Annotated in this window: 18 protein-coding genes; 2 read left to right on the forward strand and 16 right to left on the reverse strand. The window is 55.6% G+C overall.

Features of this window, described 5'->3' with window-relative positions; all coding sequences use genetic code 11:
• Positions 1–415: 415 nt before the first annotated feature.
• From GURA_RS04655 to recO, 9 genes are all read right to left on the reverse strand, one after another.
• Positions 416–3,898, reverse strand: coding sequence for a PKD domain-containing protein (locus GURA_RS04655; protein WP_011937851.1), 3,483 nt, complete (start codon positions 3,896–3,898; stop codon positions 416–418).
• 30 nt (positions 3,899–3,928) lie between these two features.
• On the reverse strand, positions 3,929–4,393 hold the full coding sequence (locus GURA_RS04660) for a hypothetical protein (protein ID WP_011937852.1): 465 nt from the start codon (positions 4,391–4,393) through the stop codon (positions 3,929–3,931).
• Between the two features lie 361 nt (positions 4,394–4,754).
• The gene (locus GURA_RS04665) at positions 4,755–5,894 is read right to left on the reverse strand and encodes an SMP-30/gluconolactonase/LRE family protein (protein WP_011937853.1); all 1,140 of its coding nucleotides are present in this window, start codon (positions 5,892–5,894) and stop codon (positions 4,755–4,757) included.
• Positions 5,895–6,024: 130 nt separating this feature from the next.
• Positions 6,025–6,816, reverse strand: a complete 792-nt coding sequence (locus GURA_RS04670; RefSeq protein ID WP_011937854.1) for a cytochrome c3 family protein — start codon at positions 6,814–6,816, stop codon at positions 6,025–6,027.
• Positions 6,817–7,235: 419 nt separating this feature from the next.
• The gene (locus GURA_RS04675) at positions 7,236–8,738 is read right to left on the reverse strand and encodes a sigma-54-dependent transcriptional regulator (protein ID WP_011937855.1); all 1,503 of its coding nucleotides are present in this window, start codon (positions 8,736–8,738) and stop codon (positions 7,236–7,238) included.
• 653 nt (positions 8,739–9,391) lie between these two features.
• Entirely contained in the window at positions 9,392–10,093 is a 702-nt protein-coding gene (locus GURA_RS04680; RefSeq protein WP_011937856.1) for a response regulator, read from the reverse strand.
• A gap of 174 nt (positions 10,094–10,267) precedes the next feature.
• Positions 10,268–11,566 carry an enoyl ACP reductase FabMG family protein gene (locus GURA_RS04685; protein ID WP_011937857.1) on the reverse strand — a complete coding sequence of 433 codons (1,299 nt, stop codon included), beginning with the start codon at positions 11,564–11,566 and terminating at the stop codon, positions 10,268–10,270.
• A 66-nt stretch (positions 11,567–11,632) separates the two neighbouring features.
• Positions 11,633–12,982: a replicative DNA helicase gene (dnaB, locus tag GURA_RS04690; RefSeq protein WP_011937858.1), complete on the reverse strand. Its 1,350-nt coding sequence runs from the start codon at positions 12,980–12,982 to the stop codon at positions 11,633–11,635.
• Between the two features lie 124 nt (positions 12,983–13,106).
• Positions 13,107–13,841, reverse strand: coding sequence for a DNA repair protein RecO (gene recO, locus GURA_RS04695; protein ID WP_011937859.1), 735 nt, complete (start codon positions 13,839–13,841; stop codon positions 13,107–13,109).
• Positions 13,842–14,165: 324 nt separating this feature from the next.
• On the opposite strand from recO, the gene GURA_RS04700 reads away from it, so the two are divergent.
• Positions 14,166–15,425 (forward strand): porin, encoded by a 1,260-nt coding sequence (locus GURA_RS04700; RefSeq protein WP_011937860.1) that lies wholly within the window; start codon positions 14,166–14,168, stop codon positions 15,423–15,425.
• Between the two features lie 237 nt (positions 15,426–15,662).
• Here GURA_RS04700 and GURA_RS04705 read toward each other — a convergent pair whose 3' ends face one another.
• From GURA_RS04705 to GURA_RS04715, 3 genes are all read right to left on the reverse strand, one after another.
• Complete coding sequence (locus GURA_RS04705) at positions 15,663–16,106, reverse strand: tetratricopeptide repeat protein (RefSeq protein WP_011937861.1); 444 nt, start codon at positions 16,104–16,106, stop codon at positions 15,663–15,665.
• 64 nt (positions 16,107–16,170) lie between these two features.
• Entirely contained in the window at positions 16,171–16,662 is a 492-nt protein-coding gene (locus GURA_RS04710) for a dihydrofolate reductase (protein ID WP_011937862.1), read from the reverse strand.
• Positions 16,663–16,690: 28 nt separating this feature from the next.
• The gene (locus tag GURA_RS04715) at positions 16,691–17,893 is read right to left on the reverse strand and encodes a protoporphyrinogen/coproporphyrinogen oxidase (RefSeq protein WP_011937863.1); all 1,203 of its coding nucleotides are present in this window, start codon (positions 17,891–17,893) and stop codon (positions 16,691–16,693) included.
• 347 nt (positions 17,894–18,240) lie between these two features.
• On the opposite strand from GURA_RS04715, the gene GURA_RS04720 reads away from it, so the two are divergent.
• On the forward strand, positions 18,241–19,254 hold the full coding sequence (locus tag GURA_RS04720; RefSeq protein WP_011937864.1) for a cytochrome c3 family protein: 1,014 nt from the start codon (positions 18,241–18,243) through the stop codon (positions 19,252–19,254).
• A gap of 82 nt (positions 19,255–19,336) precedes the next feature.
• On the opposite strand, the gene GURA_RS04725 is transcribed toward GURA_RS04720, so the two are convergent.
• From GURA_RS04725 to GURA_RS04745, 4 genes are all read right to left on the reverse strand, one after another.
• A complete protein-coding gene (locus GURA_RS04725) occupies positions 19,337–21,694 on the reverse strand; it encodes an endonuclease MutS2 (RefSeq protein ID WP_011937865.1) in 2,358 nt (785 codons plus the stop codon).
• A 198-nt stretch (positions 21,695–21,892) separates the two neighbouring features.
• Entirely contained in the window at positions 21,893–24,298 is a 2,406-nt protein-coding gene (locus tag GURA_RS22650; protein WP_011937866.1) for a hypothetical protein, read from the reverse strand.
• Positions 24,299–24,591: 293 nt separating this feature from the next.
• A complete protein-coding gene (gene cls / locus GURA_RS04740; protein WP_011937867.1) occupies positions 24,592–25,782 on the reverse strand; it encodes a cardiolipin synthase in 1,191 nt (396 codons plus the stop codon).
• A 136-nt stretch (positions 25,783–25,918) separates the two neighbouring features.
• The gene (locus tag GURA_RS04745; protein ID WP_011937868.1) at positions 25,919–26,119 is read right to left on the reverse strand and encodes a hypothetical protein; all 201 of its coding nucleotides are present in this window, start codon (positions 26,117–26,119) and stop codon (positions 25,919–25,921) included.
• Positions 26,120–26,176: the final 57 nt, after the last annotated feature.

The following is a 26,176-nucleotide window of genomic DNA, read 5'->3' on the forward strand; positions in this document are numbered from 1 at the left end:
GCCCGGAAGCATTCAGGACGAAACTTCAAAACCTCTTGCAAACGGGAAAACGAAACGCTTGTTATTGCCAAGCACGAATTAATCCTGAACCTCGACTAATGTGTCGTATTGTTTTGCATACCGTCATGAATAAAACTTATAAATTTATGTTTACTGGATTTCCGGAGCAGCTTGAGGGGTAGACGAAGGGAAAAAACAATATTTTGCATCAAAGATAGGATAGTGTGGCTTTTTCATAACGGCATTGAAATTGTGAACTGTGGGGGATATGACGCAGAAGGGTAAAGAGAGTCGTCGTGTTGGGGATTTTCCCCCATTGACTGCCATGATATCAAAGATGGGAATAGTAAAATTAAAAGCCCGGGGATCTCTCCCCGGGCTTTTTGCTGCGTTGACACTTCCTTTCGTTACTTTGCTACAGGGTTACGGTGACGTAGTTGTACTTGCTGTCCACCTGCACCCCGTTCTTGTAGACGAGCACTGTCAGTTTCTTCGTGCCGGTAGTGGCATAAATATGGCTGGTAGTGGCCGAACTGCCGGCGGCACCCACGTGCGGCAGGGTGGTCGAAGTCCCGTCGGCCCAGATGATCCGCAGGGAGTCGTGGTCCTTCAGGTTGCCGAAGGTGTAGCTGGTGGAGATCCCTCTTTTGGCCGTGGTCGGACCGATGGTCATCCCCCCGACAACCGGCGGGTTGACCACGTTGATGGCCCTGGATACGGTTGCCGTCTTCCCTTCCTCATCGGTCACCTTGAGGGTGACTGATGAGGTGCCGATGGTGGAGAAGGTCTTGCTGACGGATGGCCCGCTGACAGTGGTGCCGTCGGTAAAGGAGAGGCTGTAGGTGAACGAGCCGTTTGTGTTGACGCTGGTATCCGCCGCCAGGGTGTAGGGTGTGTTGACTACCAGCTGGTAGCCGGAGGTGTTCGGGTCGGCGTCCGGGAAGCTGGCGGCGAACTGGGCGACCGGGTCTACGCCGATGCCGGCGGCAGCGGCGTTGTTGTCGATGCTGAGCAGATAGCTGATCCACTCGCTCCGCTTGTAGGAGCCTGCTGTTCCCGTACCCCCCGGAGCCGTGCCGTCAGCCCTGAAGTAACCGTCGGGATCAGGATAGAGAGCTTCCCCGCGGCTCAGATCTTTAGTCTGTGTGTAAACTACGCTATTCTCAACTACTTCTTCCTCGAAAGGAACACTCCTCGGCTGGCCGAGCTTGTTGAAGAGTTCGGTACCAGTGCGAAGATCACCCTTGTAGGCCTTGATGGTCGGAATGAATACGGCAGGTCTCTCCATCATGGTTGAGGCGCTCGCGGGAATAATGCCGGGGGCCGGTGTCCAGGTAGCATCGGCGGGTATTGCGGTACCGGTCATGTTAAAGCCGCCGTCGAAGAAGTTTTTAGCCGTTGCGTGGCAGTCGTTGCAACCGAATGTTGTTACCTTGCCTGTCGCGTCGAAGGCACGCGGCTTACCCAGGACATACTGACTGATTGGTTTGACGCCGTGGGTCACCTGGTACAGGCCGCCGATATAGCCAAGCTCGGTGCCGTCCCAGGATTTGCCGCTCTGTCCCGGCATGTCCTTGATCCGGGTTCTGTAATTTTTGTACTCCCTGATTTCGTCAGGGGTGGTGAAGATGGTATTGCCGCCGTAAACGCCAACGTATTTCCAGGCGCCGGTGAAGCTGCCATCCATGTTGTAGGCGCTCTGGTACCTACCTCCCTGTGCAGTTGATCCGGCAACACCGTCTCCGGGACCGCCGAACCCAACCGGGATCGGGGCGAAGCCGCCGGGGGCGAAGTTAATGCCCGCCTTGAGGTCGCGCTGAATCCACGGGTCAAAGATCGGTTCGCCAAAGCCCTGGGTCGAATTGAGATCACCGACTGCCAGAATCTGCCCATTGACACCATCACCGTTGGCGTCGACAGTTGTGCCGTAGTCGTTGTTGAAGAGCGCCGAGACGATAGTGTTGGTCAGGTAAATTTTACGCCTGAAGTTCGGGCTGGTCTTCAAGCCGTTGCCGACCTTCGACCAGGTTTTCAGCGGCAGCCATTCCTGGAGTGCACCGCCGATAAGCTGGGTGCCGTATGGAATTTCGGCCTGGTAGCCAGGGCCTGGTTGATTGGTTGCGGCACAGATGGTTCCGGGGCCCTGGCTGGCAGAGGTATAGCCGCAGTTCTGGTTGATGGTCTGGTTCATGAAGTTATATTGCTGTCTGGCACCTTCGTTGGCAGCGTCCGGCGCCGGGTCTTCGAACATGCCCATCATACCCTTGCTGTAATCGAAGCCAACCATGGTCGGGTAACGGTTGCCGCTGGTGCAGTCAAGTGCGCGGACTGCCATGCTCTTTTTCTGCACGTGACAGACGGTGCAGTCAATGACATCAAGATGGTTGCCGGGGATGAGTTTCTGGCCGCCGCTGCCATCCGGGCCCATGGCCCTGTTGATCATGGCGGTGAGGCCTGCTCTCTGATGTGCTGCTGTGGGGTCCGGGGCCCCCATGACATCTATCGGATTGCCGTCGGGGTTGCTGCCGGAGAGATGACAGCTTTCACAGCGTTTGACGGTATTGCGGCTGTCGACCTTGGTGCCGATCTGCGAGCCGTCTGCTATGGTGCCTGAGCCGTCGAAACCGCGGCCGGGATCACACTGATTCTTGTCGGGATTGGAACTGTTGGTGTCCATGTGACAGCCTGCGCAGCCAAGGCTGCCATGAATCTCCTGGCCATTCTGCCAGGCATCGCCACGCTTGAACCAGTCGGCACGAGGGAAGGGTACGGTGGATTTCTTCAGTACGTTCTGGTTCTGCTGTCCCGTGAAATCGGCGGTAAGGCCGATTTCCGTAACCGGTGCCTCATAGTAGATCGGGCCGCTGGCACCTTTATTGTCACCACCGAAGGAGGTCATGCCGTTGACGGTCAGCCTGTTGTAGACGGTTGACCCCTGGGCGGCAAGGATGCCGCGGACCATGTAACTGTAGAGGTTGGTCGCGTCGATCAATGGCGAATTGGGGGAGCCGGGGTATTTATCGGGAGATGGCATCCACGGCGCATTAAAATCGTAGGCCGGCATTACCAGCCCGGTCGGGCCTACCATCGGATTGTTTACATTGGTGTTCAGGATCATCGGCGCCGAAGAGAGGAACCCGGTCATCATTTCCGGCAGATCCTTGAGAGTGTTCGGGCTATGACACTGCTGACAGTTGGCGCTGGGTGGCAGACGCTTGATGTTGTCAACCAGCGATTGCTTCAGACTGACTGCCTGCATGCCGTTGGCATCTTTTGGCCCAAGTTCGATCATGGCGGCGTTGTAACCACCCTGGGTCGGGCTGCCGGGCATGAGGTCCATGAGGCCTGCTCCGGCCATTGGCGCTGCATTGAGAATGCCCATCTGCGCAAAAACTGAACTCATCAGGTTGTTGTAACCCTGGAAGTGGCAGAAAAGACAGTCCATCTCCCGTACGTTCGGCATCATCAGCTGCCCGTTCTGAATGTAAGGGGGCGTATTTGCCGTCCCATCCTGGTTCATGGCGACACTTCCCCAGCCGTTGGGAGCAATCATCGCGTTACCGCCGCCAAGGGCCGGCGCCTTCCTGTCGGTTGTGCCGGGATAGCTCCAGGGTGCACGGATCACATTGCTTAGCGGGCTGCCTGTTTTTGCGTCCCATGCTTCGGCAACGGTGTTCATATAAGGGGTAATCGTTTGGTCGGACAACGCCCGTTGAGAAAGCCTGAAGCCGTTGCGGTCCTTTTCCACCAGGGCGCCGCCTACGTGGCAGCTGCCGCAGTTGGTCGCCATGTCCCATACGGAAAGGTCGACCTTGGTATACTTGCTGCCTGCTACATCACCAAAAAGAAATTTATCTGTAGTTGGATAGGTTAAATCGGAACCACCTGGTTGTTTCATTAAATTCGCCACCTGGCGAAGAGAGGGGCTTCACCACTTGCCCCACATGGCTTTGGTCTGGGTCCAGGGTTTCTGGCGGTTGACTGTGGTGTCAAAGCCGCCGGTGGGCGAATCGTTCCATTCATTGGCTCCGAGAGCCGAATGGAAGGCGTGGTCGGCCAGCGCATCGTAACTTTTCAGTGCTTTACCAGTGGATGGTGCGATTGTCGAGCCGTTGTGGCAGGAACCGCAGGTTGCCTTGGGGCTGTAAGGGAAGCCCTCCATCGGGTTTTGCGGATTGCCTCCGACCATTACCGGCATCGGTCCCATGGGGACCTTGTTGCCGCTTGCATCGACAGTGTAAGGTACACCATACTGGATGGCTACCTCGTCGTAGGTCTTGAGCTCGATCGGCGGATGGGCTGCGAAGCTTGTGCCCAACGACAGCCCGAAACCGGTCAAGAGCGCACCGACCGTGGCCATCATCGGCAACGAGTCTTTAAAACGCTTGTTCATGACTATTCCTTTCGTTTTTGAGTTTTTTTCACGGTCTGTGAGATCCGCGCTTTTCCACCCCCGTAAATTTCCTCCTGCACTGGGGGATGCAGTGGATTGGGGCAGTTCTTTTGCAAAGCCAAACGGGTCGGGAATGGAAACGTTTTATTAGGTAGCATTAAATATGCCTTTATTTGCATAATAATATATTGAGTTAATGGAATTGATGCGCATCCATCTTGTGAGCGGTTTTCGGCAAATTTTCAGAGGGGCTTATTGGTTGAATGGTGAGGTTGCATAGGGGGTGGATGACGCATTTTTTCAAAAAGCAGGGGGATAGTGCGCAGCTGTGGGGCATTTGCCCCGCAAATCCGGGGCGACGTTATTTGCCGGCAGCTACGGCCTGGAGAGGTGCGTTGTTACCGAGTGGCGGGGTTGTGTTGTTCTGCTGAGCGGAGACCTTTTGGTGGCCGAAGCCGTAAACGCTTATCTTTCTTGGTCCTGCCTGGTTGGTGACGAATATCAGTTGCTCCACCTCAAAGGCGGGGTCGGCAAACCGTCGAAAGTATTCAAGGTTGTCGCGGCTGATGGCTATATCGGCGGGGAGATTCAAGGTTCCCGCCTTTGATCCCCGTTCGCCGAAGAACATGAGCAGTTGGGCATCCTGATTGAAAATCTGGACAACCTGATGGCCGGCGTCGACCACGTAGATCAATCCATCATCGTCCACCGCAATCCCTTTGGGTCTGGCAAACTGTCCCGGCCGGTCCCCCGTCTCACCAAAGGCCTTCATCACCTTGCCCGTCCGGTCCATCTTGATTATCCGGTTGTGTCCCAGGTTGGTTACGTAGACGAAACCGTTTTTGTCCAGGGCAAGGTTGGTCGGCAGGGACAATGTTTCATCCGGTTTGCCCTCCCTGCCGATGCTCCTGATCAGGTTTCCGCTCTTCCTGTCCAGTACCTTCACTTCACTGCTGCTGTAATCGACGACGAATATTTCGTCGCCATAGATTGCCACATCCGTTGGTTTCGTGATCTCCCTGGCAAGGGTTCTTTGCAAATCCCCTTCCGGCGTGAACTGCAAGACCGCTTTCTTGCCGGTATCAGCCACATAGATGTTCCCCTCCTGGTCAAGTGCTATGTTGATCGGTGTTTGCATGGCATCCTGCCTGAACAGGGCATATGTTTTCTGTTCAAAGTCAATGGCGGACAGCTGCGCAAAAGGGGTATCGGAAACGTATATTTTGCTCCCCCTGACGGCGATGCCGTAAGGTTTTGAGAGCGTTTCCCCCGGTTCGGCTGTATTCGGGAGAAATGGCAGCAGCGCAGGTTTTACATCAGCGGCGCTGGATATGCTGGTAAGGTACTGTAAGTGGGGCGGGTTCGGGGCTGGGGGGAAATAAACCGTTTCCTTTGCGGGTTTGTTCAGGGCACAGCCGGTGAGCCAGAAGGGGAGCAGCAATAAGAGAAGAAAAGGCTTGAAGGTTGGTTTTCCGACGGCGTTAGGGCGATGGGGGTGCATGGTTATTAATCTCCGAATAAAGTTTCCTGCTCCGATTCTCCGGCGAACCTGTGTCGTTATTAGAGCCTTCAGGGGGGCCAATGGGCAGGCTGCGCCTGCCCATTGGCCGGTGAAAGCAAGAAGCCGGCTGCTATTTGTCGTGGCAGGTCAGGCAAAGTTTCGAGCCGTCCAATTTTACGCGCAAGAGTGGGGCCGCGGCGGTTGCGTTTGCGGTATTATGGACATCGTGGCAGGAGGCGCAGGTCAACTTGTCACCCTTGTACAAGAGCTCGCTGATGGTTGTGCACTTCCTGTCACCGGCCGGAATCCAGGAGATGTTGGCGTTGGGCTGGTGGATATACGGATCCAGGGCAGCTACCTTCCCGTAACTGAAACCGATCGGATGGTCGTCCATCAGGTTTCCGCCGTTGGCACCCCCGAAGGCGCCATCAGGGGCAAGCACTACATGGTTAGAGGTGGGGGTGAACGACCCCATCTTGCCGCTGTAAGAATCTATGGCGGTAGTACCGTCGTGGCAACTCATGCAGAGCCGGGATGGTCCGTCCATCATATCCGCCGGATCGATCACCGCCTGTAGGCTCGCGGACTTATCCAGGTAGTCGGGCTCTGTCATGTAGTCGCCTTCCTCTATGCCGACATAGGGGAGGAAGTTCTGCGTGGTCTGCGTGTGGTTCCATAAGGGGCTGTAAGAAGCCTGGCCGGTGCTGAGAGTGTTGTGTGGCGTGTGGCAGAATTTGCATACTTGCTGCTGGTTGTCACCGTTGTTGGCTCCGCCGGTTGCCAGGGGGAGGTAGAGGTTCATGTTATGGGGCGAACTGATAACCCCGCTCCCGGGTGAGTATGAGACAAGGCCGGCGAAAGCCAAGCTTGCACTTCCCGCCAGCACGGTAACAAAAATGCCGGCAATAAAATTGAGTTTCATAAGTATCCTCTTTTACAAGTAAAGATGATTGGTTGTTGACGATGCATAATCAGGTTCGGCGCTTTCATTTTTCCCGTTTGGCTTTTTAGTGCATGCTGCCCGGATAAAGGGAGACTCAGCTGCTGTTCTTGCCATTGCCCGGCTCTGCATCCTTCCCCCAAAGGAGTGCAAACGAGTATCACCGAGAGCAATGTTGATGCCATGCATGTCCGTACCCGCTGGCGGCAAGTGATAAATGCCCGAGATACGTCTAAACATCAGTATATTGCAAAACTTTCATCTCTTTGTTGCTTGCCGGCCCCTCTCTCCAGCAGAAAGTGCCGGTGAAAAAATAGGGGTATTTGCCCCATGTCAGGGGCCGGTTGGGTGAAAATGCCCCAGTGGAGCATGGCCAGGGACAACCTATCCTGTTTACCCCTTCAGCTCACCAGATGCGGGAATAACCGTTGAGAAACGGCAGAATCCTCCCCCGTTTTCATGTCGCACCATTCGTCCTTTTGGGATGATTCCGACATGCCGAATTTTTTCATGCGGTAGCGGAGGGTGTCCCGGCTCATTTTCAGATATTTGGCTGCTTTTGTTTGGTTGCCGCCGGAGATCTCAAGCCCCATCCGGATAAGTTGACGCTCCAGTTCTTCCAGGGATATGCCGCCGGTCGGGATGGTAATATGCCCCCTGGCAAACGAATGCTGGGCAGAAGCATGTGAATCGACATGCAGGCTTTTGTTTTGTGCTGTTTCGTATTGCTGCTTTATTTCCGCGTTCAGAAAAACGGGAGTCAATATTCTGCTATGTTCGAGCATCATGGTTCGTTCTATGGCGTTACGCAGTTCCCGTACATTCCCCGGCCAGCCATAGCCGGTGAGATAAGCCATGGTTTCCGGCGACACCCCTTCCACCCTGCGCCCGTATTCTTCATTCAGCCGTTCGATGAAATACTGGACGAGGCTGGGGATATCATCCGTTCTCTCCCTCAGCGGCGGCAAGGGAATGTTCATGACGTTCAAGCGGTAAAAAAGGTCGCCTCTGAAGCGGCGTTCTTTAACCATTGCAGGTAGATCCTGATGGGTGGCGGCGATGATCCTCACATCAGCCTGGATGTCTTCTTCCGCACCGAGACGGCGGAACCGTTTCGTCTCAATCACCTTGAGCACCTTTGCCTGCATGGAAAAGGGCATATCGCCGATTTCGTCGAGAAAAACCGTTCCACCTTCTGCCAGTTCGAAGATCCCCTTGCGCCTCTTGCTTGCATCCGTGTACGCCCCCTTTTCATGGCCGAAAAGTTCGCTTTCCAGAAGGGTTTCCGGTATGGCGGCACAGTTGACCTCTGCAAACGGTGCCTCGGCCCTTGCACTGTGATTGTGGATGGCCCTGGCCACAAGTTCCTTGCCGGTTCCGCTTTCACCCAGGATCAGAACAGTTTTGGCATCGGTATCCGCACAGACCTTGATCATCTTGAAAAGGTTGACCATGCTTGCGCTGTTTCCCACGAGTTTGTCATGTTCGGTTTTCTTGCGGAGTTCCTTGCGGAAAAAATCCAGTTTTTCCCTGAGTTGCCTCTTTTCAAAAGCCTTGTCGATAACGTGGCGTAACGCTTCCATATTGAATGGCTTGCCGATATAGTCTTCCGCACCTAGCTTCAAGGCTCTGACAGCGGAATCGACATCGGCATTGGCAGTGATCATTATTACGCTGAGCTCTTCATCTCTGAGTTTGAATTGCTGGAGCAGGTCCAGACCATCGGCATCGGGGAGCCGTATATCAAGTAGTGCCATATCAGGCTTGAACAGGGAGAGTTTATTGATTGCTTCCGACCCGCTGGCAGCGGTTTCGACCGCATACCCGGCTTTTGAGAGCATGACGGATAGGGACCAGGAAATAAGCTTTTCATCATCGACGATTAATATCCTGTTATGCTCCATGGTTGCTGTCCTCTGAGTATAAACGTTGCAGTCGTACGGCAAATCAGCGTCATTTTGGGGTCTTGGTTGATTAACCATGGAGCCGGCGATAGCTTTATGGGTGGACCGTTGCTTCATGGGGATATGTATTCTCTGCTTTGCACGGTTCAGCTAAGGCGGCAATCCATTCGAAATCTTTTTGGGAGGGTGGTTACTTTCGAGCACGGAAGCACTGTTGTCCTGCTTAGCACAAACCGGTCCGTGTGACACAGATATGCAAAAAATATTTCTAATATCAATATAATAAATTATTACAATATTGCATTTATTGGGTTTATGGCTGGCCGTGAAAATAAAATTAGAAATAATTTTAAATCAAAGTACTGAGATATTGTGAAAATACGATGGTTGGCTAGCGTTAATTGAAAACCGTTTACGCAAAAACACGGGAACATGTTGTGTTTCCGCAAAATGCCGGGGAACCTGCCGTCTACTTGCCGATTGCGTTGCCGGGAAAGGGTTGGAGTTCAAGGAAGAGAAAGTTTGCCTGAAGGGGAGTCTTGCATGAATTCCTCCCTTCCATGCGAAGGAAGCATGGAAGGGAGGAATTCATGCGGCGTGAGATATGCGCGGTTGCGGTTCTGGAGAAGCTTGAGGAGTAGCTTACTCATCTCTCACGATTTATGTCTGTCCACAAAGCTGGCCAGTGCCGCTTTGGATTCTTCGGTTATGGCGATGAATTCAACGCCGAATCCTTCTGGCAGGCTCAATTTATGCCGATCCGTCTTGGAGTTCGGCCAGGCAACCCGCCCTTTGGTATGGATGATCGCCCCGTTTTCTTCGGGCAGGGCAAAGACCAGGTCAATAACCGTATCCGTTTCCATTGCATAGTCAGTTGCTATATAAATGCCGAGGGCGCTCAGATTCGCGATCTCCCCCGAGAGGGATACGCCGAAGGCTCTGAACTTGACTTTGGCCCGGCAGTCAATCCTTCTGTCGCGCCGGTCTATTTCCGGCAGATAGGATCGGGCCAGCTCCAGATAGAGCTGACGGTCAAGGGGCTTGGTAAGGAAATTGTCGCAGCCGGCTTTAATGCAGAGCGACTTGTCATCTTCCTTCCCTGCCGAGGTCATCATGATGACCGGTATCGACTTCAGGGTGGGGTCGGCTTTGATGGCTGCACAGCATTCTGCGCCGTTCATGTTGGGCATGTGCAGGTCCATGAAAATCAAAGCGGGGCGCTCGGCACGGCAGACTTTCAACGCTTCCACGCCGTCCCCGGCGGTCAGTATGGTGACAGACGATTGTTTCAGGAAGCCTTTCTGCAACTCCACAAACATGTTGACGTCATCTACAAGCAGGATCTTAATCGGCATACAATTCCCGTAGTTATTTATAGTGGCTGCCAGCACTGCCCGGTTAGCTTGTTGCGTCCGCACTTCCCCCCTCACCCTAGCCCTCTCCCACAAGGGGCGAGGGGACTTTAAAGCTCCCCTCCCTTGATGGGAGGGGTTAGGGGAGGGTGCAACGTCTCGGCAGTTCTTCTTTTATTAAGCCGTAACCAGCCGTTTGGCTATAACATCATGGTTGAGCCAGAGGACCGGGGCATCCTGCTTCCAGGAAAAGTCGTACATCAGTCTCCCCACTGCTTTGAACACTTCCTGGGAAAGTACGGCGCAGACGATTTCCTTCGGGTTTTTGTTCATTGCCAGGAGCTCGGCAGAGCAGTTCAGCATGAAATCCTGCTGTTCCGGTCTGTTATGCTGGGGCCAGCCGGCAAAATCACGGAGCGCGACTGTAATAGGCGCAGACAGATAGTCGTTTGCCTTTGCGATAAGCGTATCAATTGCAGTGCCGTCATTCGAGAGGGCCCGGCAGGATGCCTTGATTTCCTCGGCAAATGGGCCGTTCCCTTCTTTTTCCAGGGCTGCCAGCAAGGGGTAAAGTGAATTCTCCACGCCGAGGAACAGGGCGCTGGAGTTGGTCAGGATTTCCGGGCAGTTGAAAACTGTTGCCTTTATCCCCTCTGCCCAGGCGGTTGCGGCGACCTCTTCGAGACGGATCTTTGCCCACCCTTGCAGGTAGGGGGTGTAGGATTGCCAGGTGTAAGCGCCATTGATGAGAACTTCGCAGCCGTGGTAGCCGTAAGCCGTATAACGGGCGGAAACCTTGTCCCGCAGGGGGGCGGTGGCATCGATCAGGTAGCGGAAGGTGTCGGCGGTCACCTCGTCGAAGCTCACCTTGCAGAGCTTGCCCAGATCGGAATTCCAGAAGGTCTCCGAGGAGAGGAAGCGGTCTCCCTGTCCCTTGAAGACCCTGTTCAGGAGCGGCATGAAGATACGGGCCCTGGGAATGCCGCCGGCCATGGTGTGGACAAACAGGACGTTTGCACCGGCGGGGAGCATCTTCCCCAGTTCGGTGACAACCAGGCCGAGGTTGGCACTGAAGCGTCTTGCTCCCTGCTGCCGTGTATGCTCAACGTCGTTCCAGTCGAATCGGACCTTGTCCCACTCGTCGGCCTTGACCCCCTTGAGCTGTTCAACTACTGAACGTCCGTCGCCCGCGCCGGGCTCCATGTCGAAACCGGCCTCCAGCGGGATGTTGATGATCTTCCCTCCCAGCGTTGCTTCGGCTTCTGCCAGTTCTTCCGTGGTCAGGGAGCGCAGCGTCCCGTCGGCGTCACGCCGCCCCACTGTTGTGCCGATAATGGTCATGCCGGCCCGGCGTGCTTCATCGACAATGCCGTTGGCGTAGCCGCGGCCGAACAGCTCACCGCACAGAACCAGCACATCGTCTTTTTTGTATTCCGCCGCTGCAGGAAGTTGGCGCAGCGCATTGTAAGTGGTCATGTTTTTTCCCTTTCATGTATGACAAATTGTAGGGGGGGGGCTGTCTGCCGCGCCACTACGTAATGATCAATGATCGTCCCTTTTGCTCAGGTTCTCGAATCGCGTGTGTTCGCCGCGGAAGACCAGGTCGACGATGCCTATCGGGCCGTTCCTCTGCTTGCCGATGATGATCTCCGCCTTACCCTTCAGTTCTTCGTTTTCCTTGTCGTAAACCTCGGCGCGATAGACGAACATGATGACGTCCGCGTCCTGCTCAATGGCTCCCGATTCGCGGAGGTCGCTCATCATCGGCCGCTTGTCGGTACGGCTTTCCAAGCCTCGGTTCAGCTGGGAAAGTGCGACCACCGGCACATTGAGCTCCTTGGCCAGGGCCTTGAGCGAGCGCGAGATCTCGGAAATTTCCTGTTGGCGTGATTCCGGGTTGGCTCCCCCCCGCATGAGCTGGAGGTAGTCGACGATGATCATGCCTATATCGTGCTCGGCCTTCATGCGCCGGCATTTGGCGCGCATCTCCAGTACCGAGATGGCCGGGGTGTCGTCGATGAAAATCTTCGCCTCATGCAGTTTGCCTGCGCCACGGGCCAGCTTTTCCCAGTCAGATTCGATGAGATGTCCGGTGCGGAGCCGGCTGGCGTCAATCCTTGCTTCGGAACAGAGGAGACGGGTCACCAGCGACTCCTTGCTCATCTCCAGGGAGAAGATGGCGACGGGGTACGGTTTGCCGGCATGAATGGCGGCGTTCTGGCCGATGTTGAGGGCGAAAGCGGTTTTCCCCATGGATGGCCGTCCGGCGACGATGATCAGGTCGCCTCCCTGGAAACCGGCGGTCATTTCGTCGAGATCGATGAAGCCGGTCGGCACGCCGGTGACATGCTCCTTCTTCTCATAGAGCAGCTCGATGTTCTTTATGGTGTCCTTGAGGATGGCGCCGACCGGGTAGAATGCGGGGCGCAGCTTGTTTTCCGATATCTCGAAGATCACCTTCTGGGCGTTGTCGAGCAGCTCCTCCACGTCCACCTGGTCTTCGAAGCCCTGGCTGACGATCTCGGTGGCGGCGCTGATCAGCTTGCGGGTAATCCCCTTTTCCTTGACGATCTTGCAGTAATAGACGATGTTGGCGGCCATCGGGACATAATCGACCAGGGTCGCCAGATAGGCTCCGCCTCCTACCTCTTCCAGTTCCCCCTTTTTCTTGAGGATCGAGGTGAGGGTGATGAGGTCACACGGCTCATTGCGGGTGTTGAGCTCGATCATGGCCCTCATGATCTTACGGTGCGTCTCCCGGTACATATCGTCCGGGGTGATGATCTCCAGTGCCCGGTTGATCGCCTCGTTATCCACGAGGATGCCGCCGAGGATCGACATTTCCGCTTCGATGCTCTGGGGTGGCAGTTTTCTTAAATCCGATGATGACATGTATTACTACCTGCAAAGTTGAGGGTTGATAAAGAAAGGGGATACTATAACCCGCCACTCTTTCCCGGTCAACATTTTTGGCTGGATGCGGCACGTGTCCCGGCAGGGTGGGAAGTACGCTGCATCAGACCCCGATTTCCCGCAAAAAGGCGAGGGACTTGAGAGGACGGCTTAGATGGCAGGAGATGGCGGCGTTCAGCAGTTCTCCCGCCTCTTCCAGTTCCGTGGGGGAAAAGCGGATCAGGCCGAATCGTCCGGTATCCATGGCCCGGTTCAGGAGCGCCACTGTTTGTGATGCAATCGGTCTTCCCGTTTTTCCGCATCTCCCGCAGAGGACACCGGCAGAGGAAGGCGACCAGCGGAGCACCAAGGCGCCGGCAAGGTCGGCATCGCAGGCGGCGCAACGACTCAAGGCGGGTTGATAGCCGACGACCTTCAGCAGGTTCGCTTCGAAAAAGCGTCGGTCCGATGGGTCGTGCTGGAATTGGTCGAGATGATCCAGGTAAGCGGCGAGGAGCCGGAACAGGCGGTGGTTCTGCTCTGCCTCGGGAACGAGGCGTTCCACCAGCTCACAGGCATAGGCGGCGTGGCCGATCTTGACAAGGTCCTGGCGGATGTGGGGAAAGATGGTGACGATATCCGCCCCGTTCAGGGTTGAGAGTCCCACTTTCATGGCAAGGTGCAGGCGCAGGCGGGCAAAAGGTTCAAGGGCTCCGCCGAACCGTTTGCGGCTCTTTTTCGCGCTGCGGGCCAGCCCCTTGAGTTTGCCGTGCTCCAGGGTGAAGAGGGTAACGATCTTGTCCGCCTCGCCGTAGTCCATGACGCCGAGAACAATGGCTTCGCACTGTATGTTCTGCATGGCGCAAAATTACCATTTGCCGTATCGGCAGTCAATCTTCCCCGATTTAGAAAACAATAATTATTCTTGCGCTTGACCGGCGTGCGCTCTTTGTGCTATTTGAAAAAGACTTTCAATTTTAAAACAACTGCGGGGGTGGACTGTAGTAGTAAGACTCAGGCTTGTTCGCGTAAAAGCAGTGGTTTATTTATTGAATGAAAGTGGATATCAAAATCATACGACGGGAAAGGAGGCGGGTAAGTCGGTGTCGCAATCGGATTGGAAACCAATAGTGTCACATCCGGAGTTTCCGGATGGCCACTAACTAAAAAGGAGAGAAGGGCAATGAAAAAGACTTTTGTTATTTGGGCGGCAATGACGATCCTCTGTTCCATGGCGGCAAAGGCGCGCGCAGCAACTGTTGAAGAGCTGCAGGCGCAGGTGGACGATTTGAGCAGCCAGGTCAAGGCGATCAAGTCGGCAACGGCGGATAAACCCGCGACGGACGGGAAAGCAGGCGATGGTTTTTTGAAAAAAGTCTGGGATAAAACCCGCTTTGGCGGCTATGGAGAGCTTGACTATATTTTTACGAAGGAAAACGGCAACGGCAAGGGGGGCAACACCTTTGATCCGCACCGCATCGTCCTGTATGTCAACTCGGAATTGACAGACTGGGTAACGCTGAACACCGAACTGGAATGGGAACACGGCGGGGTGAAGGACGAATTGAACGACGAAGGGGAGCTTTCCGGCGAGGTGAGAGTTGAACAGGCATTCCTTGAGTTCAAGTTGGCGCGACCATTCAACATCAAGACCGGGATTATGCTGGCGCCGGTCGGCGCCATCAATCTGTATCATGAACCGACCAATTTCAATTCCAGCGAGCGGCCGCAACTGGACCGTTTTCTCATCCCCTCCACCTGGTCTGAAATGGGTGCAGGCATTTACGGCTCTCTGGGAGACAAGGTCGATTACCAGCTGCTGGTGATGAACGGTCTGGACGGCAGTAAATTTTCCGCCAAAAACGGCATCAGGGGAGGGGTACAGAATTTCAACGTAGACATCAACAGGAACAAGGCCGTAACCGGCCGTCTGGAAATACGTCCCATAACCAATCTCTACACCAATTTTTCCTTTTATACGGGCAATTCCGCCAAGGTCGGCACGGCGTATACCACCGTTGCCGCTTTCGACGGGAAATACAGCGTCGGCGACTTTGACCTCGCCGGAGAATACGTGCATGTTTACCAGGATGACCCGAAAGCGCTCGGTGTCAACGATATCGGCCACAACATGTCAGGCTACTGGGTGGAAGGGGCCTATCACGTTATGCCGAACGGGTTGAAGAAAGGTAAGTTGACAGATGCCGATGCACTGGTGTTTGCCCGTTATTCGGAATTCGACACCCAGCAGGGCGCCATTGCCGATCCGGGCACAGCCAGCGGCAGGTTCGAGCGCAACTACACCACCTTTGGCCTGGTCTTCAAGCCGACCACCACGGTCGCCATCAAGGCCGATTACCAGATTTACGACGATCACCGCAAGATTGGTGAAAAGCCGCTGGATAACGACAAGTTCCAGATCACACTCGGCTTCGTATACTAGGAGACTGTCGGACTTAGGAAAATCTACTGCGAGAACGGAAAATCGGTCCATATTCCCGAAAATTTTCGACAAATAGGTCCACTATTCGCTCTCAAATTTCCGATAATCTGTCCTCGATTTGCCATTTTCTCGTTACGATTCCCTAAGTCCGACAGGCTCCTGGACGGAAAAAGGGCGCCCGGCAAGCCGGGCGCCCTTGGTACATTCAACTGCCTTGTCCCTTCGTCCCTTTCCTGTCTATCGCAAGCCCAGCCGTGAAAGCAGCATACCGAGATACTTGTTCAGGGGGTGGTTTCTCTTCAGCGCGGGGAAGAGCGGAGGTTTTCTGTTGCCGTGGATCTCAAGTTCCTTGAGAATGTCCGGGTTATTATCAAACTGCATTCCTTTGCGCAAGATATCCAGGGCGCTTTCCTTGTCTCCCGCCAAGAGGTAGATCCTCCCCAGGTTCAAATACAAAGCGGAGTTTCCCGGCGCATCGTCAACCGCCTCTTTGGCCAGGGCGATCGCCTCGCTGAATTGGCCGCGCGTTTTTGCCCGGCATAAGGCGAGGTAGGAGCAGACCTCCGGGCACTTCTCCAGCTCCATCGCCTGCTCAAAGCAAGTGCGGGCAAGGTAGAGATGGTCGTGCCCGATAGATTCCAACCCTTTGGCGAATAATTCCCCTGCTTCTTTCGATAACATGGCGCAGTACCTCTCTGTTTAAGATCGGCTACGGCCATCTTTTCTTTAGCGATATTTTCAAAAATCAGGCCGGCGATGCGGATGACGGCCTTTTGTCATAGAGGACAAAGCTGTACGGGATAGCATTCTCCACCGTCTCCCGCCCAACCTCGACGAACCGTTCCGGTATTTCGGGGAAACGGGTGTCCCCGTCAAACCGACTGTGGATGATGGTCAGATATATTCTGTCGGCAATGGGGAGCGCCTGGCGGTAAATTTCACCTCCGCCGCAGATGAAGATCTCATCGGTTTCTCCCGCCATTGCCAGGGCCGAAGCAAGATCGTGGGCGATGAAGCATCCTTCCGCCCGGTAATCCATCTGCCTGGTGATGATGATGTTCTTTCTCCCCGGAAGTGGTCCGGCCAGGCTCTCAAAGGTCTTTCGCCCCATGATCACCGGGTGGCCGAGGGTGAGTGCCCTGAACCGTTTCCGGTCTGCCGGGATGTCCCAGGGGATGGCGTTGTTTCGGCCGATCACCCTGTTTTCAGCCATGGCGGCGATGAGGGATATAACCATCACGTTGTCCTTTATGCAATCGGCTTCGTCAGTTCCTGCCCGAAAGCCGCATGAATTCCGCGCGTGACCGGGAAATGCAGTCTTCGATGGCCAGGCCGAGGAAGTAATTGCCGGTCAAGAAGAGGGCCTTCCTATCGGTCAGCCGGTCGATTGCGGCGGTCAGTTTCTCGTGGCCGACCACCGGTGATGGAAGCCGGCTTTCCCTGACGACAAATTGCGTCAGTTCCTGCTGCCCGATCTTCAGAACTTCGGAGATCCGCTTCAGCTTTTCATCGAGGCTCGCCACTCCTCCCTTGAAATGGAAGCTGAATCCCCGGTAGTTTGCATGGGGAACGGTGTCCCGTGATACCGCGGAATAAAAGATGTCGTTCGGTGCGATAATCCCGGCCAGAGGGGCAAGCTGAATCTTTTCCCTTTTCACTGCCACACCGACCGTTTCGATGGTCTCAACCTTTATTTGTCCGAGGAGCGCGGAAATATCGGGCAACAACCCGCTCAGCAGCGAGGCCGCAGCAGGCGGCGGAACAGCCAGGCAAAGGTTTTTTGTCTCGTAGCTTTGGCCGCTCTCCGTTTTGATCTGGTAGGTGCCGTCGGAGAAATCTAAGGCGGGCACCGTCGTCCCGGTCACCACCTCTATGCCGGGCTCGCAGCTGAGCGCATCGGTGATCGTCTGGAGGCCGTTGACGAGGGTAAAGCTCTTCATGATGTCCTTGCGGCGCGGCCGCTTGTTGAAGAGCATCCCGGCCGGGAACTCGCCGGCCTTTTGAGAAAGAACCGCATTAAAAGCCGGCGCGAACACCCGCTCGTAGTTGCCCCGGCCAACGATCCGGGAGTAGTAGGAGGCGACGCTCTCTCCGTTTTTTTTCAGGGTGAAAAGTCGGGGGACTGACAGGAGCAGCTCCGGAAAATTGAGTTGAGAGGGGATGGAACGAATCCGTCCATCCACCAGCATCCTGAAAGAGACTTTTTCCCTTTTCACGAGACGGTCCAGGAGCCCGTCTTCCTCCATGATGCCGATGAGGTTCCCGTAGGAGTTATAACAGGTGTGGGCGCCCAACTCCAGCCAGAAGCCGGCAGCATCCCCATCGAAGCGATGGGAGTGGAAACAGCCGCCGGTCCGCCCGCTCTTTTCGATGACCAATGTTTTTTGTCCTGCCCCGGCGCAGTAGTGGGCCAGGCTCAGGCCGCTGATGCCTGCGCCGATGATGATCGTGTCGTAGTGGTTTGGCATTCCGCCCCCTCTTTTTTCGGCTGTTTGCAGCTCCTACCTTGATTTATACCATGCACGGGATGAAGGAGCAAATGCCGATTGCGATAATGCGGCATTTCTCCGGGAAGGATGCCCGCCGCTGCTCCAGACGCCCTGTTTCTGCCGCGTCTAAAGTTCATTCCACTACAGCCGATAAACTCATTATGCGGAATATCGGCTGTGTACGCCCCATTTCGACAAGAGCGGAGTTGAGCCGCGCATAGTTGCTCTCTGCGGTCCCCTTCAACTGCCGATTTCAAGGCGATACCCTGTGCCGCACTTCGGGCGGGGAAACCGCGGTCGGCACAATAAAAGCGAAAGGTGAATGAATGCGAAAGATTTTATGTAATGTGGTTGGTGTGCTGGCAGCGTCTCTCTCCGTCCATCTCTGCCTGTCAATCGTTGCCGGGGGGGCGATGGCTGCCGACGGGGGAACGATCGATCCGGCAAGCGGCAAGCCCTGCTACCGCTGCCATCCGAGCAAGCTCGATGGGACGTATCTACATGAACCGCTCTCCGGCAGGGAGTGCACCCCCTGCCATAATACGGAGGGGGGTAACCACCAATTCAAAAAGGGGCTGTTTGCGGTCAAAGCCAAGGGGGCAAAGCTCTGTTACGATTGCCATGACAACCTCTCGGTGGAAAAGAGCGTCCACGGGCCGATCCGGGAAGGGGTATGCGTCGATTGCCATGCACCGCACAACTCCCCTAACAAGAAGCTGTTGCGTTTCACCGGGAGCGGGCTCTGTTTTGAGTGCCACGACAAGAAGGGATTCGAGAAAAAGAAATTTCCCCATGCGCCGGTTGCCGACGGCGCTTGTCTCGACTGCCATGCACCCCACCAGGCCAAGGCTGCAAAACTGATCAAGCAGCTGCAACCCCTGATCTGTTTCAATTGCCACGACAGCGCCCTGGCCGACGGCAAATCGGTGCACATGCCGGTAGCATCGGGTGAGTGCGAGAGCTGCCATGCCGTGCACGGCTCGGACAACGCCAGGCTGCTCAAGACGGGCTTCCCGGCAGAGTATAATCTGCCGTACGGTGACGACCGCTATGCCCTCTGTTTCACCTGCCACGACAGCAAGAGCATGACCGAAGAGGAGACGGAAAAATCGACCGCTTTCCGCAACGGGAGGCAGAATCTCCATTATCTCCACGTGAGCGGCAGTAACGGGCTCAATTGCACCATGTGCCATGATGTTCATTCCAGCAGGCAGGAGAGGCTGATAAAGGAAAAAAGCGGCGGCAAGGGGAAGGATGAGGTGACGATTGCCTATAAGGCGTCGTCTGACGGCGGTACGTGTACGGCAAGCTGCCACGATACGGTGACTTACAAAAGGTAACGTCCCGTCCGCGACGCTTTGTTACGGCGCCCATCACTCCTGATGGGCGTCGATTTATTTTTTTGACGGAGGCTGCCTGCCGTCAACGCATGGTGACGATGGTCACGCCGTTCCCCCCCTCGAACTGTTCGCCGCTGCGGAATTCCCTGACCAGCGGATGTCCGTCCAGGTATTCGCGTACCGCCTTCATCAGCGCCCCTGTCCCCGTGCCGTGAATGATCCTCACTTTTCCGAGTCCGGCAAGGGAGGCGTGGTTGAGAAATGGTTCGATCAGGGAAAGGGCGGCGTCTACCCGTAATCCCAAGAGCTTCAGTTCGTGAGATGCTTCTGCTTCGTCGGCGGTTTTCCTCCGGGACGATTTTATTTCCGTGAGCTGCTTCCCCTTTTTTGCGGCAATATCCGCCAGCGGCACTTCCACTTCCCTCTGGCCTGCTTTTACCCGCAACCTCTGCTGCTTCCCGTCGATCTTGACGATGGTTGCATCGAAGCCTATGGAGCGGACAAAGACCAGGTCACCGGGCCGCAGCTCTTCCAGTGAAAGGGGTTTTCCCCCCTGATATTCCCGGAGCTGCTCCTCGACGCCGCTTTCAATGGTTTCCAGTTTTTTCAGCGCGTCGCGGCTCTTTTCCCTTTTTGCCTCGTCGAGGATGGCCCTTGTTTCCCGTTTGATGGCGGCGACTATCTCCCGCGCCTGTAAGAAGGCCTTTCCCATGGCATCCTGTTTCGCCTCTTCCGCCTGGGCCAGGCGCACGGCAAGGAGCCGTTCACGCTCTTCCACCCCTTTTTCCCGCGTTTCCGTGTCAGCCAGGAGCTCTCCATAGCGCAGCCGTTTTTCCTTCAGCTCGGCCAACAGTGAGTGAAATTCCGTTTCCCGGCTGCCAAGCATGTGCTGGGCGAATTCGATGACGCCGGCGGGCATGCCGTAACGTCTGGCGATCTCGATGGCGTGGGACTGACCCGGTTCCCCCGCTTGGAGCCGGTAAAGGGGGGTGAAGGTCCTTTGGTCAAACTCCATGGAGGCGTTTATCATCCCCTCGTTGCGGTGGACAAAGGCGACGATATCGGTCAGGTGAGTGGTGGCAAGGACGAGGGCGCCTTTTTCCTGCAGCTCTTTCAACACGCCGCAGGCGATGGCCGCACCCTGGCCCGGTTCGGTGCCGGTTCCCAGTTCGTCCATCAGGACAATGCTGCGCCTCCCAGCCTGCCGAAGTATTTCCGCCATATTGGCCACATGGGCGGAGAACGTCGACAGGCTGCTTTCTATGGACTGGTCATCCCCCATGTCGACGAGCAGCTCGTCGGCCAGGGGGATGGTGGATGAAGGGTCGGCGGGGATCGGAATCCCGGCCAGGGCCAATACGATAAGGAGCCCGACGGTCTTGATGGCGATGGTCTTACCGCCGGCGTTGGGGCCGGTTATGATCATAACTGTAGCGGTATCGGGGATGTCACCGAGATGAAGATCGAGCGGCACCGGTTCATGTCCGCCCCCTTGCCTGTGCATGAGCATGAGGAGCGGATGGCGAGCCTGCCTCAGCATGATCAGCGGGGTCTCGCTCACGCTGGGGGGATGAGCCTGTATCAGCTCGGCAAAGCGTGCGATGCTGTTCAGCATGTCGAGCTGCACCAGGGTGGCAAATTCCGAACCGATTTCGTCGGCTGCAATGCGGATTTCCCGGCAGATGTCGCGGATGATGCGGATCTCTTCCGCCTTTATCTCCGCGGCCAGGTTCTCCAGCTCATTGGCGAGGCCGATGATCTCCAGCGGTTCCATGAACGCAGTTTCACCGGTGTTGGAGACATCGTGCACGACCCCTGCCACCATCCCCTTTGAATCCATGCGCACCGGAATCACCCACCGCCCCCCGCGCTGGGTGACGAATTCGTCCTGGAGGAAAATCGCCACCCTCGGTTCGCGGACAATCTCCTCGAGCCGTTTCCGTATCCGCGCAGTCAGCCCCCTTTTGCGCGCGCGCAAGTCCTGGAGGAGGCGTGAAGCCGTGTCGAGTATATTCCCCTCGAAATCGAGGGTTACTTCAAGGCGGTCGAGAATGTGCGGGAAGCCGGTCAGGTGCCCGGCCAGCTCATGGAGAAGGGGTATATCGGTACGATAGCCGAACTGTTTCGCTATGGCTGCGAGGGTCTGGAGAAGCGGGGTGAGGACGACAAGGTCGTGGGGATCGAGCACTGCCCCTTCGGGGCGCACCTCTTCCAGCAACGGTGCTATATCTTCAAAGGGTGAGAGTCTTAGCGGTACGCCTATCTGTGCAAGTCGCCTGATTTCCTCTACCTGGCCAAACCGCTTTTCGATGGCTTCCCGTGTGCCGAGAGGCAGGATTTCGGCTATGGCCTGTTGGGATGGGGTACTGTTGGCGAAGCTTGCGATAAAGGTGAGGATCTTGTCAAACTCAAGAAGTTGGCGGGAATCATTTTTTATCATAAATATCCAATACTGTTCGGTTAGCTTTTTACAACCAGCGCAATCCCCCCTCTCCCTCGCCCTCTCCCACCAGGGGAGAGGGAATTATAAGCTCCCCTCCCTTCGATGGGAGGGGGTGGGGGAGGGTGCAAGGTGGTGCTTTCAATCTCAAACGTTAAGCTGCAATTTTCTAATCGGACACTGCTGATAAATATCCAGTTAGTTCTGGTGCAGAACGGGAATTTTGCCGATTGCGGCTGCGCGGCTTTCCTTGTCCGCGCCCAGTTTTACGGTATCCATCATGAATCCGATGAGTTCAAGGAAGTGGACTGCGTCATCGGTGGCATTGGCGCATGCGTCGGGGGAACCGGGCTGCTTGCCCGGGGCGTAAACCAGCACCTTTTTGCTGTCGGTGAGGAGTATGGCAACGTAGATATGGGCGTTACCCCCTTCGCTTACGGTGCAGATGTACCCTTTGCAATTTTGGTTTACGTTCCCTTCCAGGGCGGCACGGGCCAGGTTTATCGACTGTTGCAGGGCGATGACGTCTTCGACCGTGGAGAATTCGATCCATTTCCTCGATCTGTCAAGGATAAACTCTGTACCGTTCCCGGACGAACGGCCGCCGAAGCCGGCTGACCATCCCGCCTCCTGTCCCAGGAAGGCAAAAGGGTCATCGTGATTTACGGTCGGGCCGGGCTCAGGGCTGGCGGTTGCAGTTACTGCCGCTGTTTTTTCCGGTCCGGCGGCAGCCTTGGCGGCCGCTATCCTTTGCTCCTCGGCTTTTCCCGCGGCGATTCTCTCCGCTTCCGCCTTTTCTCCGGCAGCTTTTTCAGATGCGATCCGTTCCGCTTCAGCCTTCGCCTCCAGACGTTTTGCTTCGGCCTTTACTTTAGCCGCTTCCTCGGCTGCCAGCCGTTCCGCCTCTATCTTTGCTTTTTCAGCTTCCAGACGTTCTGCTTCGGCTTTTGCTTTAGCCGCTTCTTCGGCCGCCAACCGTTCAGCGTCGGCCTTTTCTTTGGCAGTTTCATCCTCAGCCCTGCGTTCTTCCGTTGCTTTTAACTTTGCAGCCTTTTCTGACGCCATGCTTTCTGCAACAGCCCGTTCAGTTTTTGCCTTTTCAGTTGCTGCATTTTCAGCATTAATCTTTTCACTGACCATCTGCTCTATTGCGGCCTGCTCGGCTTCAGCCGACTCGGCGGCAGCCCTCAGCTCTTCCTCTTTAAACCGGAGCAACTCTTCCGCAGCCAGTCTCTCGGCAACGGCGGCCTTTTCCGCGTTCTGCGCTTCGGTGTATTTCTCTGCACTCCCTTTTTCAACTTCTGCAATTAATGCGGCGACTTCTTCTCCCGCGATTCTGTTCGCCTTCGCCTTTTCAGCAGCGGCTTTCTCTTCAACGGCTTTTGCAACGGCAATCTTTTCTGCTTCTGTTTTTATTCTGGCTACCTCTTCCGCCGCCAGCCTCTCTGCTGTGGCTGCTTGCTCGGCTTGCTGCGCTGCCATTGCCTTTTCCGCTGCAATCCGTTCTTCCTCGGCCATTTCAGCAACGGCTTTTTCCGCAGCGATCCTGTCGGCCTTGGTCCGTTCGGCCATATCTCTTTGTTCTGCAACTGTCTCGGCAGCGCACCTCTCTGCCTCGACCAGTTTAGCTATTAGTTCTTCGGCAGCGCGCCGTTCTCCAGCGGTCTTTTCATTCAGTTGTTTAATAAAAGCAACTTTTTCCGCGGCAATTCTTTCTGCTTCCATCCGTTCTTCTGAGGCGATTTCGGCGGCGCGCATTGCTTCTTCGGCCTTCATTGCGGCGGCTGCCATAGCAGCGCGCCGTTCCTCTTCGGCCTTGATCCTGGCAGCTTGCTCTGCAGCTAGCCGTTCCTGCTCGGCCTTTATCCTTGCCGCTTCTTCAGCAACGATCCGTTCCTGCTCAGCCTTTATCCTTGCCGCTTCTTCAGCAGCGAGCCGTTCCTGCTCGGCCCTTATCCTTGCCGCTTCTTCCGCAGCAAGCCGTTCCTGCTCGGCCTTTATCCTGGCCGCTTCTTCCGCAGCGATCCGTTCCTGCTCGGCCTTTATCCGTACCGCCTCTTCTGCGGCGCGCCGTTCTTCCTCCGCCTTTATCCTGGCGGCTTTCTCTGCGTTGAGTCGTTCTTCTTCAGCCTTCATCATTGTTTCTTCAGCAGCGCGCCGGTCCGTCTCGGCCTGTTGCGCCGCGGCTTTTTCGGCTTCAGCCCTTTGTTTCGCGGCGAGGCGGGGCGCGCTTACGGGGCGCAGCACGCGGATGCCGCGCAGGACTACCTCCCGAAGTGCCACGCTGTAGTTCAGGTTGACGCGCTCCATGACAAATCCCAGGGATTTTGCATAATCGAGGGCTTTATCCAGCTGGCGTTGGTAGTCAGCCGGCTCTTCCGACGCTTCAGGAGTGTAAATCCGGGTCTTTCTGCTGTTTTTAAGTGAGAGCGCCACATAGACACGAACGGCGCCATTTTCTTTGACAGCACAGACGTAGGCATCACATGGTTGGTTTTGAAGGTTTTCCGGCGTGATGGCGATTGCGGCTGTGGACTGGTATACCTCAACCACGTCCGATTCTGCGGCTTCAATAAAACTGAGCGACGTATCCAGAGTAAACATCCGAACCCCACAATAGTGTTGAAAGAATTCCCGTCAGCTTAACCCGTTTGTATTAATACCAATTCCAATCAAGGCGCTATCTTCGTTGGCTCGTCTTCGGCTCCTCAACGTACCCCTCACTCTATCTCTCTCAGAGGGAGAGAGTATACTGTTTACCCTCTCCCTCCGGACCCAAAGGGCCTAAAGGAGAGGGTGGCCAAAGGCCAGGTGAGGGCCTTCATCGCCTCAATCCTCGCCGCCTTGATTTCATCCTTGATTTGAAATTGGAATAAGGGGCAACTTTTGCAGCATCTTCACAGGAACCAGCTTACCGGCGAGCAGAGCCGCTCCAAAAACCGCACGTACCAGCCCCGCTTTTCATGCTCCGCGAGCATTATCCGCCTTGATCCCGCCAAATCGACGGCCAGCATCTCCGCCACTTGTTTGCCGAATTCAAGACTGTCGACAATGACATTTACCTCGTAGTTACGGTGAAAGCTTCGCTGGTCGAGGTTGGCCGAGCCGATCACCGACCAGCACTCGTCGATGAGCATCACCTTGGCATGAAGCATGGTCCCTTCCCGCTCAAAGATCTCTATGCCGCTTCGCAACAGGGGCGCATAGTAGGTCCGACTGACAAGCTTGACCAGCGGCACGTCGCTCTTGGCAGGAAAGATGAGCCGGACTTGCACCCCGCGGCCGGCAGCCCGCAACAACGAACGCGTAACGCGCGGTCCCGGAATAAAATATGGATTGGCTATGGTTATGCTGTCGGAGGCCCCGGCAATGGCCATGCGGAAGGCGCTGCGGATGAAAGATCGGTTATGGTGCGGCCCGCCGTTTACTATGAATACTTCGTCGGCGCCCGGTGGGTCCGATAGCTGATAGTTGTCCGCGCAACCCTCGGGGACTTTCCGCTTTTCACTGTGCCAGCTTTCCCGGAAAAGTCTCTGTAATTCCTGGACAGCCGGGCCTTCTATTCGTATTCCCACATCCCGCCAGCGGTGGGCGTTTTCGCCGTGGCCGGCATACTCGTCGCCGATGTTGAGTCCGCCGGTGAAGGCCGTTTTCCCATCGATAACGGCAATCTTCCGGTGATCACGTTTGTCGAACCAGGCAATCCCCTTTCTGAAGGGGGGCGGATTGAATGGACAGCAGGCGACTCCTCCCTTTTCCAGTCGGCGGAAAAACGAACCCGGCGTATCAAAGCAGCCGATGTAGTCATAGAGGAGGTAAACCATGACGCCGCGTGCCGCAGCTGCGAGGAGGGTGTCGGCAAAAGCACGGCCGGTAGCGTCATCGCGAATGATGTAAAATTCCAGGCATACCGTGCGCTCGGCCTGGTGAATCGCCTGGAACATGGCCGGGAAAAATTCTCCTCCCTGCTTGAAGAGTTCAACCCGATTTCCCCTGGTGGAGAATGCCTCGGTGTTCCTTCTGAACAGATTGAAGAACCTGGGGGAGCGAAAGGCAAGATATTTTCTTTTCCGCCGCAATAAAGTCATAATAATCAGCCATTTTTGAGCGAGAATAGAAAAAGCGGGGATGTCTCCTCGCAGTCTATAAATGTGCTGCTGCACTATTATAACTTTTAAATGGGGAAAAAGTAAAGGCGCGGATCGTAATCACGCGCCTTACCGGTTAATCTTCGTAAGCGACTACCCTTACCAGGCCGATCGTCTCTCCCTTGTCATCGGTCGTGGCCGAGTCGGAAACCGAGATGATCCGTTTTACACCATTTTCCGCGACAAACTGGTTTACCATAGCATCAAACTCGTGGAGTTCCCTCATTGTTTTCATGGGCCTGATTTCTATGCCGAATGACTTGACTTTGAAAGACATGGTGCACCTCCTTAACCGTTGATGTTGGGTGATATGAGACAGCTGCAGCCACATGAC

This window comes from Geotalea uraniireducens Rf4 (assembly GCF_000016745.1).
GTDB lineage: Bacteria > Desulfobacterota > Desulfuromonadia > Geobacterales > Geobacteraceae > Geotalea > Geotalea uraniireducens.

Coding starts and splice junctions, on each gene's coding strand:
- GURA_RS04655 (WP_011937851.1), bottom strand. CDS start 3,898: ATGAAACAACCAGGTGGTTCCGATTTAACCTATCCAACTACAGATAAA.
- GURA_RS04660 (WP_011937852.1), bottom strand. CDS start 4,393: ATGAACAAGCGTTTTAAAGACTCGTTGCCGATGATGGCCACGGTCGGT.
- GURA_RS04665 (WP_011937853.1), bottom strand. CDS start 5,894: ATGCACCCCCATCGCCCTAACGCCGTCGGAAAACCAACCTTCAAGCCT.
- GURA_RS04670 (WP_011937854.1), bottom strand. CDS start 6,816: ATGAAACTCAATTTTATTGCCGGCATTTTTGTTACCGTGCTGGCGGGA.
- GURA_RS04675 (WP_011937855.1), bottom strand. CDS start 8,738: ATGGAGCATAACAGGATATTAATCGTCGATGATGAAAAGCTTATTTCC.
- GURA_RS04680 (WP_011937856.1), bottom strand. CDS start 10,093: ATGCCGATTAAGATCCTGCTTGTAGATGACGTCAACATGTTTGTGGAG.
- GURA_RS04685 (WP_011937857.1), bottom strand. CDS start 11,566: ATGACCACTTACAATGCGCTGCGCCAACTTCCTGCAGCGGCGGAATAC.
- dnaB (WP_011937858.1), bottom strand. CDS start 12,982: ATGTCATCATCGGATTTAAGAAAACTGCCACCCCAGAGCATCGAAGCG.
- recO (WP_011937859.1), bottom strand. CDS start 13,841: ATGCAGAACATACAGTGCGAAGCCATTGTTCTCGGCGTCATGGACTAC.
- GURA_RS04700 (WP_011937860.1), top strand. CDS start 14,166: ATGAAAAAGACTTTTGTTATTTGGGCGGCAATGACGATCCTCTGTTCC.
- GURA_RS04705 (WP_011937861.1), bottom strand. CDS start 16,106: ATGTTATCGAAAGAAGCAGGGGAATTATTCGCCAAAGGGTTGGAATCT.
- GURA_RS04710 (WP_011937862.1), bottom strand. CDS start 16,662: ATGGTTATATCCCTCATCGCCGCCATGGCTGAAAACAGGGTGATCGGC.
- GURA_RS04715 (WP_011937863.1), bottom strand. CDS start 17,893: ATGCCAAACCACTACGACACGATCATCATCGGCGCAGGCATCAGCGGC.
- GURA_RS04720 (WP_011937864.1), top strand. CDS start 18,241: ATGCGAAAGATTTTATGTAATGTGGTTGGTGTGCTGGCAGCGTCTCTC.
- GURA_RS04725 (WP_011937865.1), bottom strand. CDS start 21,694: ATGATAAAAAATGATTCCCGCCAACTTCTTGAGTTTGACAAGATCCTC.
- GURA_RS22650 (WP_011937866.1), bottom strand. CDS start 24,298: ATGTTTACTCTGGATACGTCGCTCAGTTTTATTGAAGCCGCAGAATCG.
- cls (WP_011937867.1), bottom strand. CDS start 25,782: ATGACTTTATTGCGGCGGAAAAGAAAATATCTTGCCTTTCGCTCCCCC.
- GURA_RS04745 (WP_011937868.1), bottom strand. CDS start 26,119: ATGTCTTTCAAAGTCAAGTCATTCGGCATAGAAATCAGGCCCATGAAA.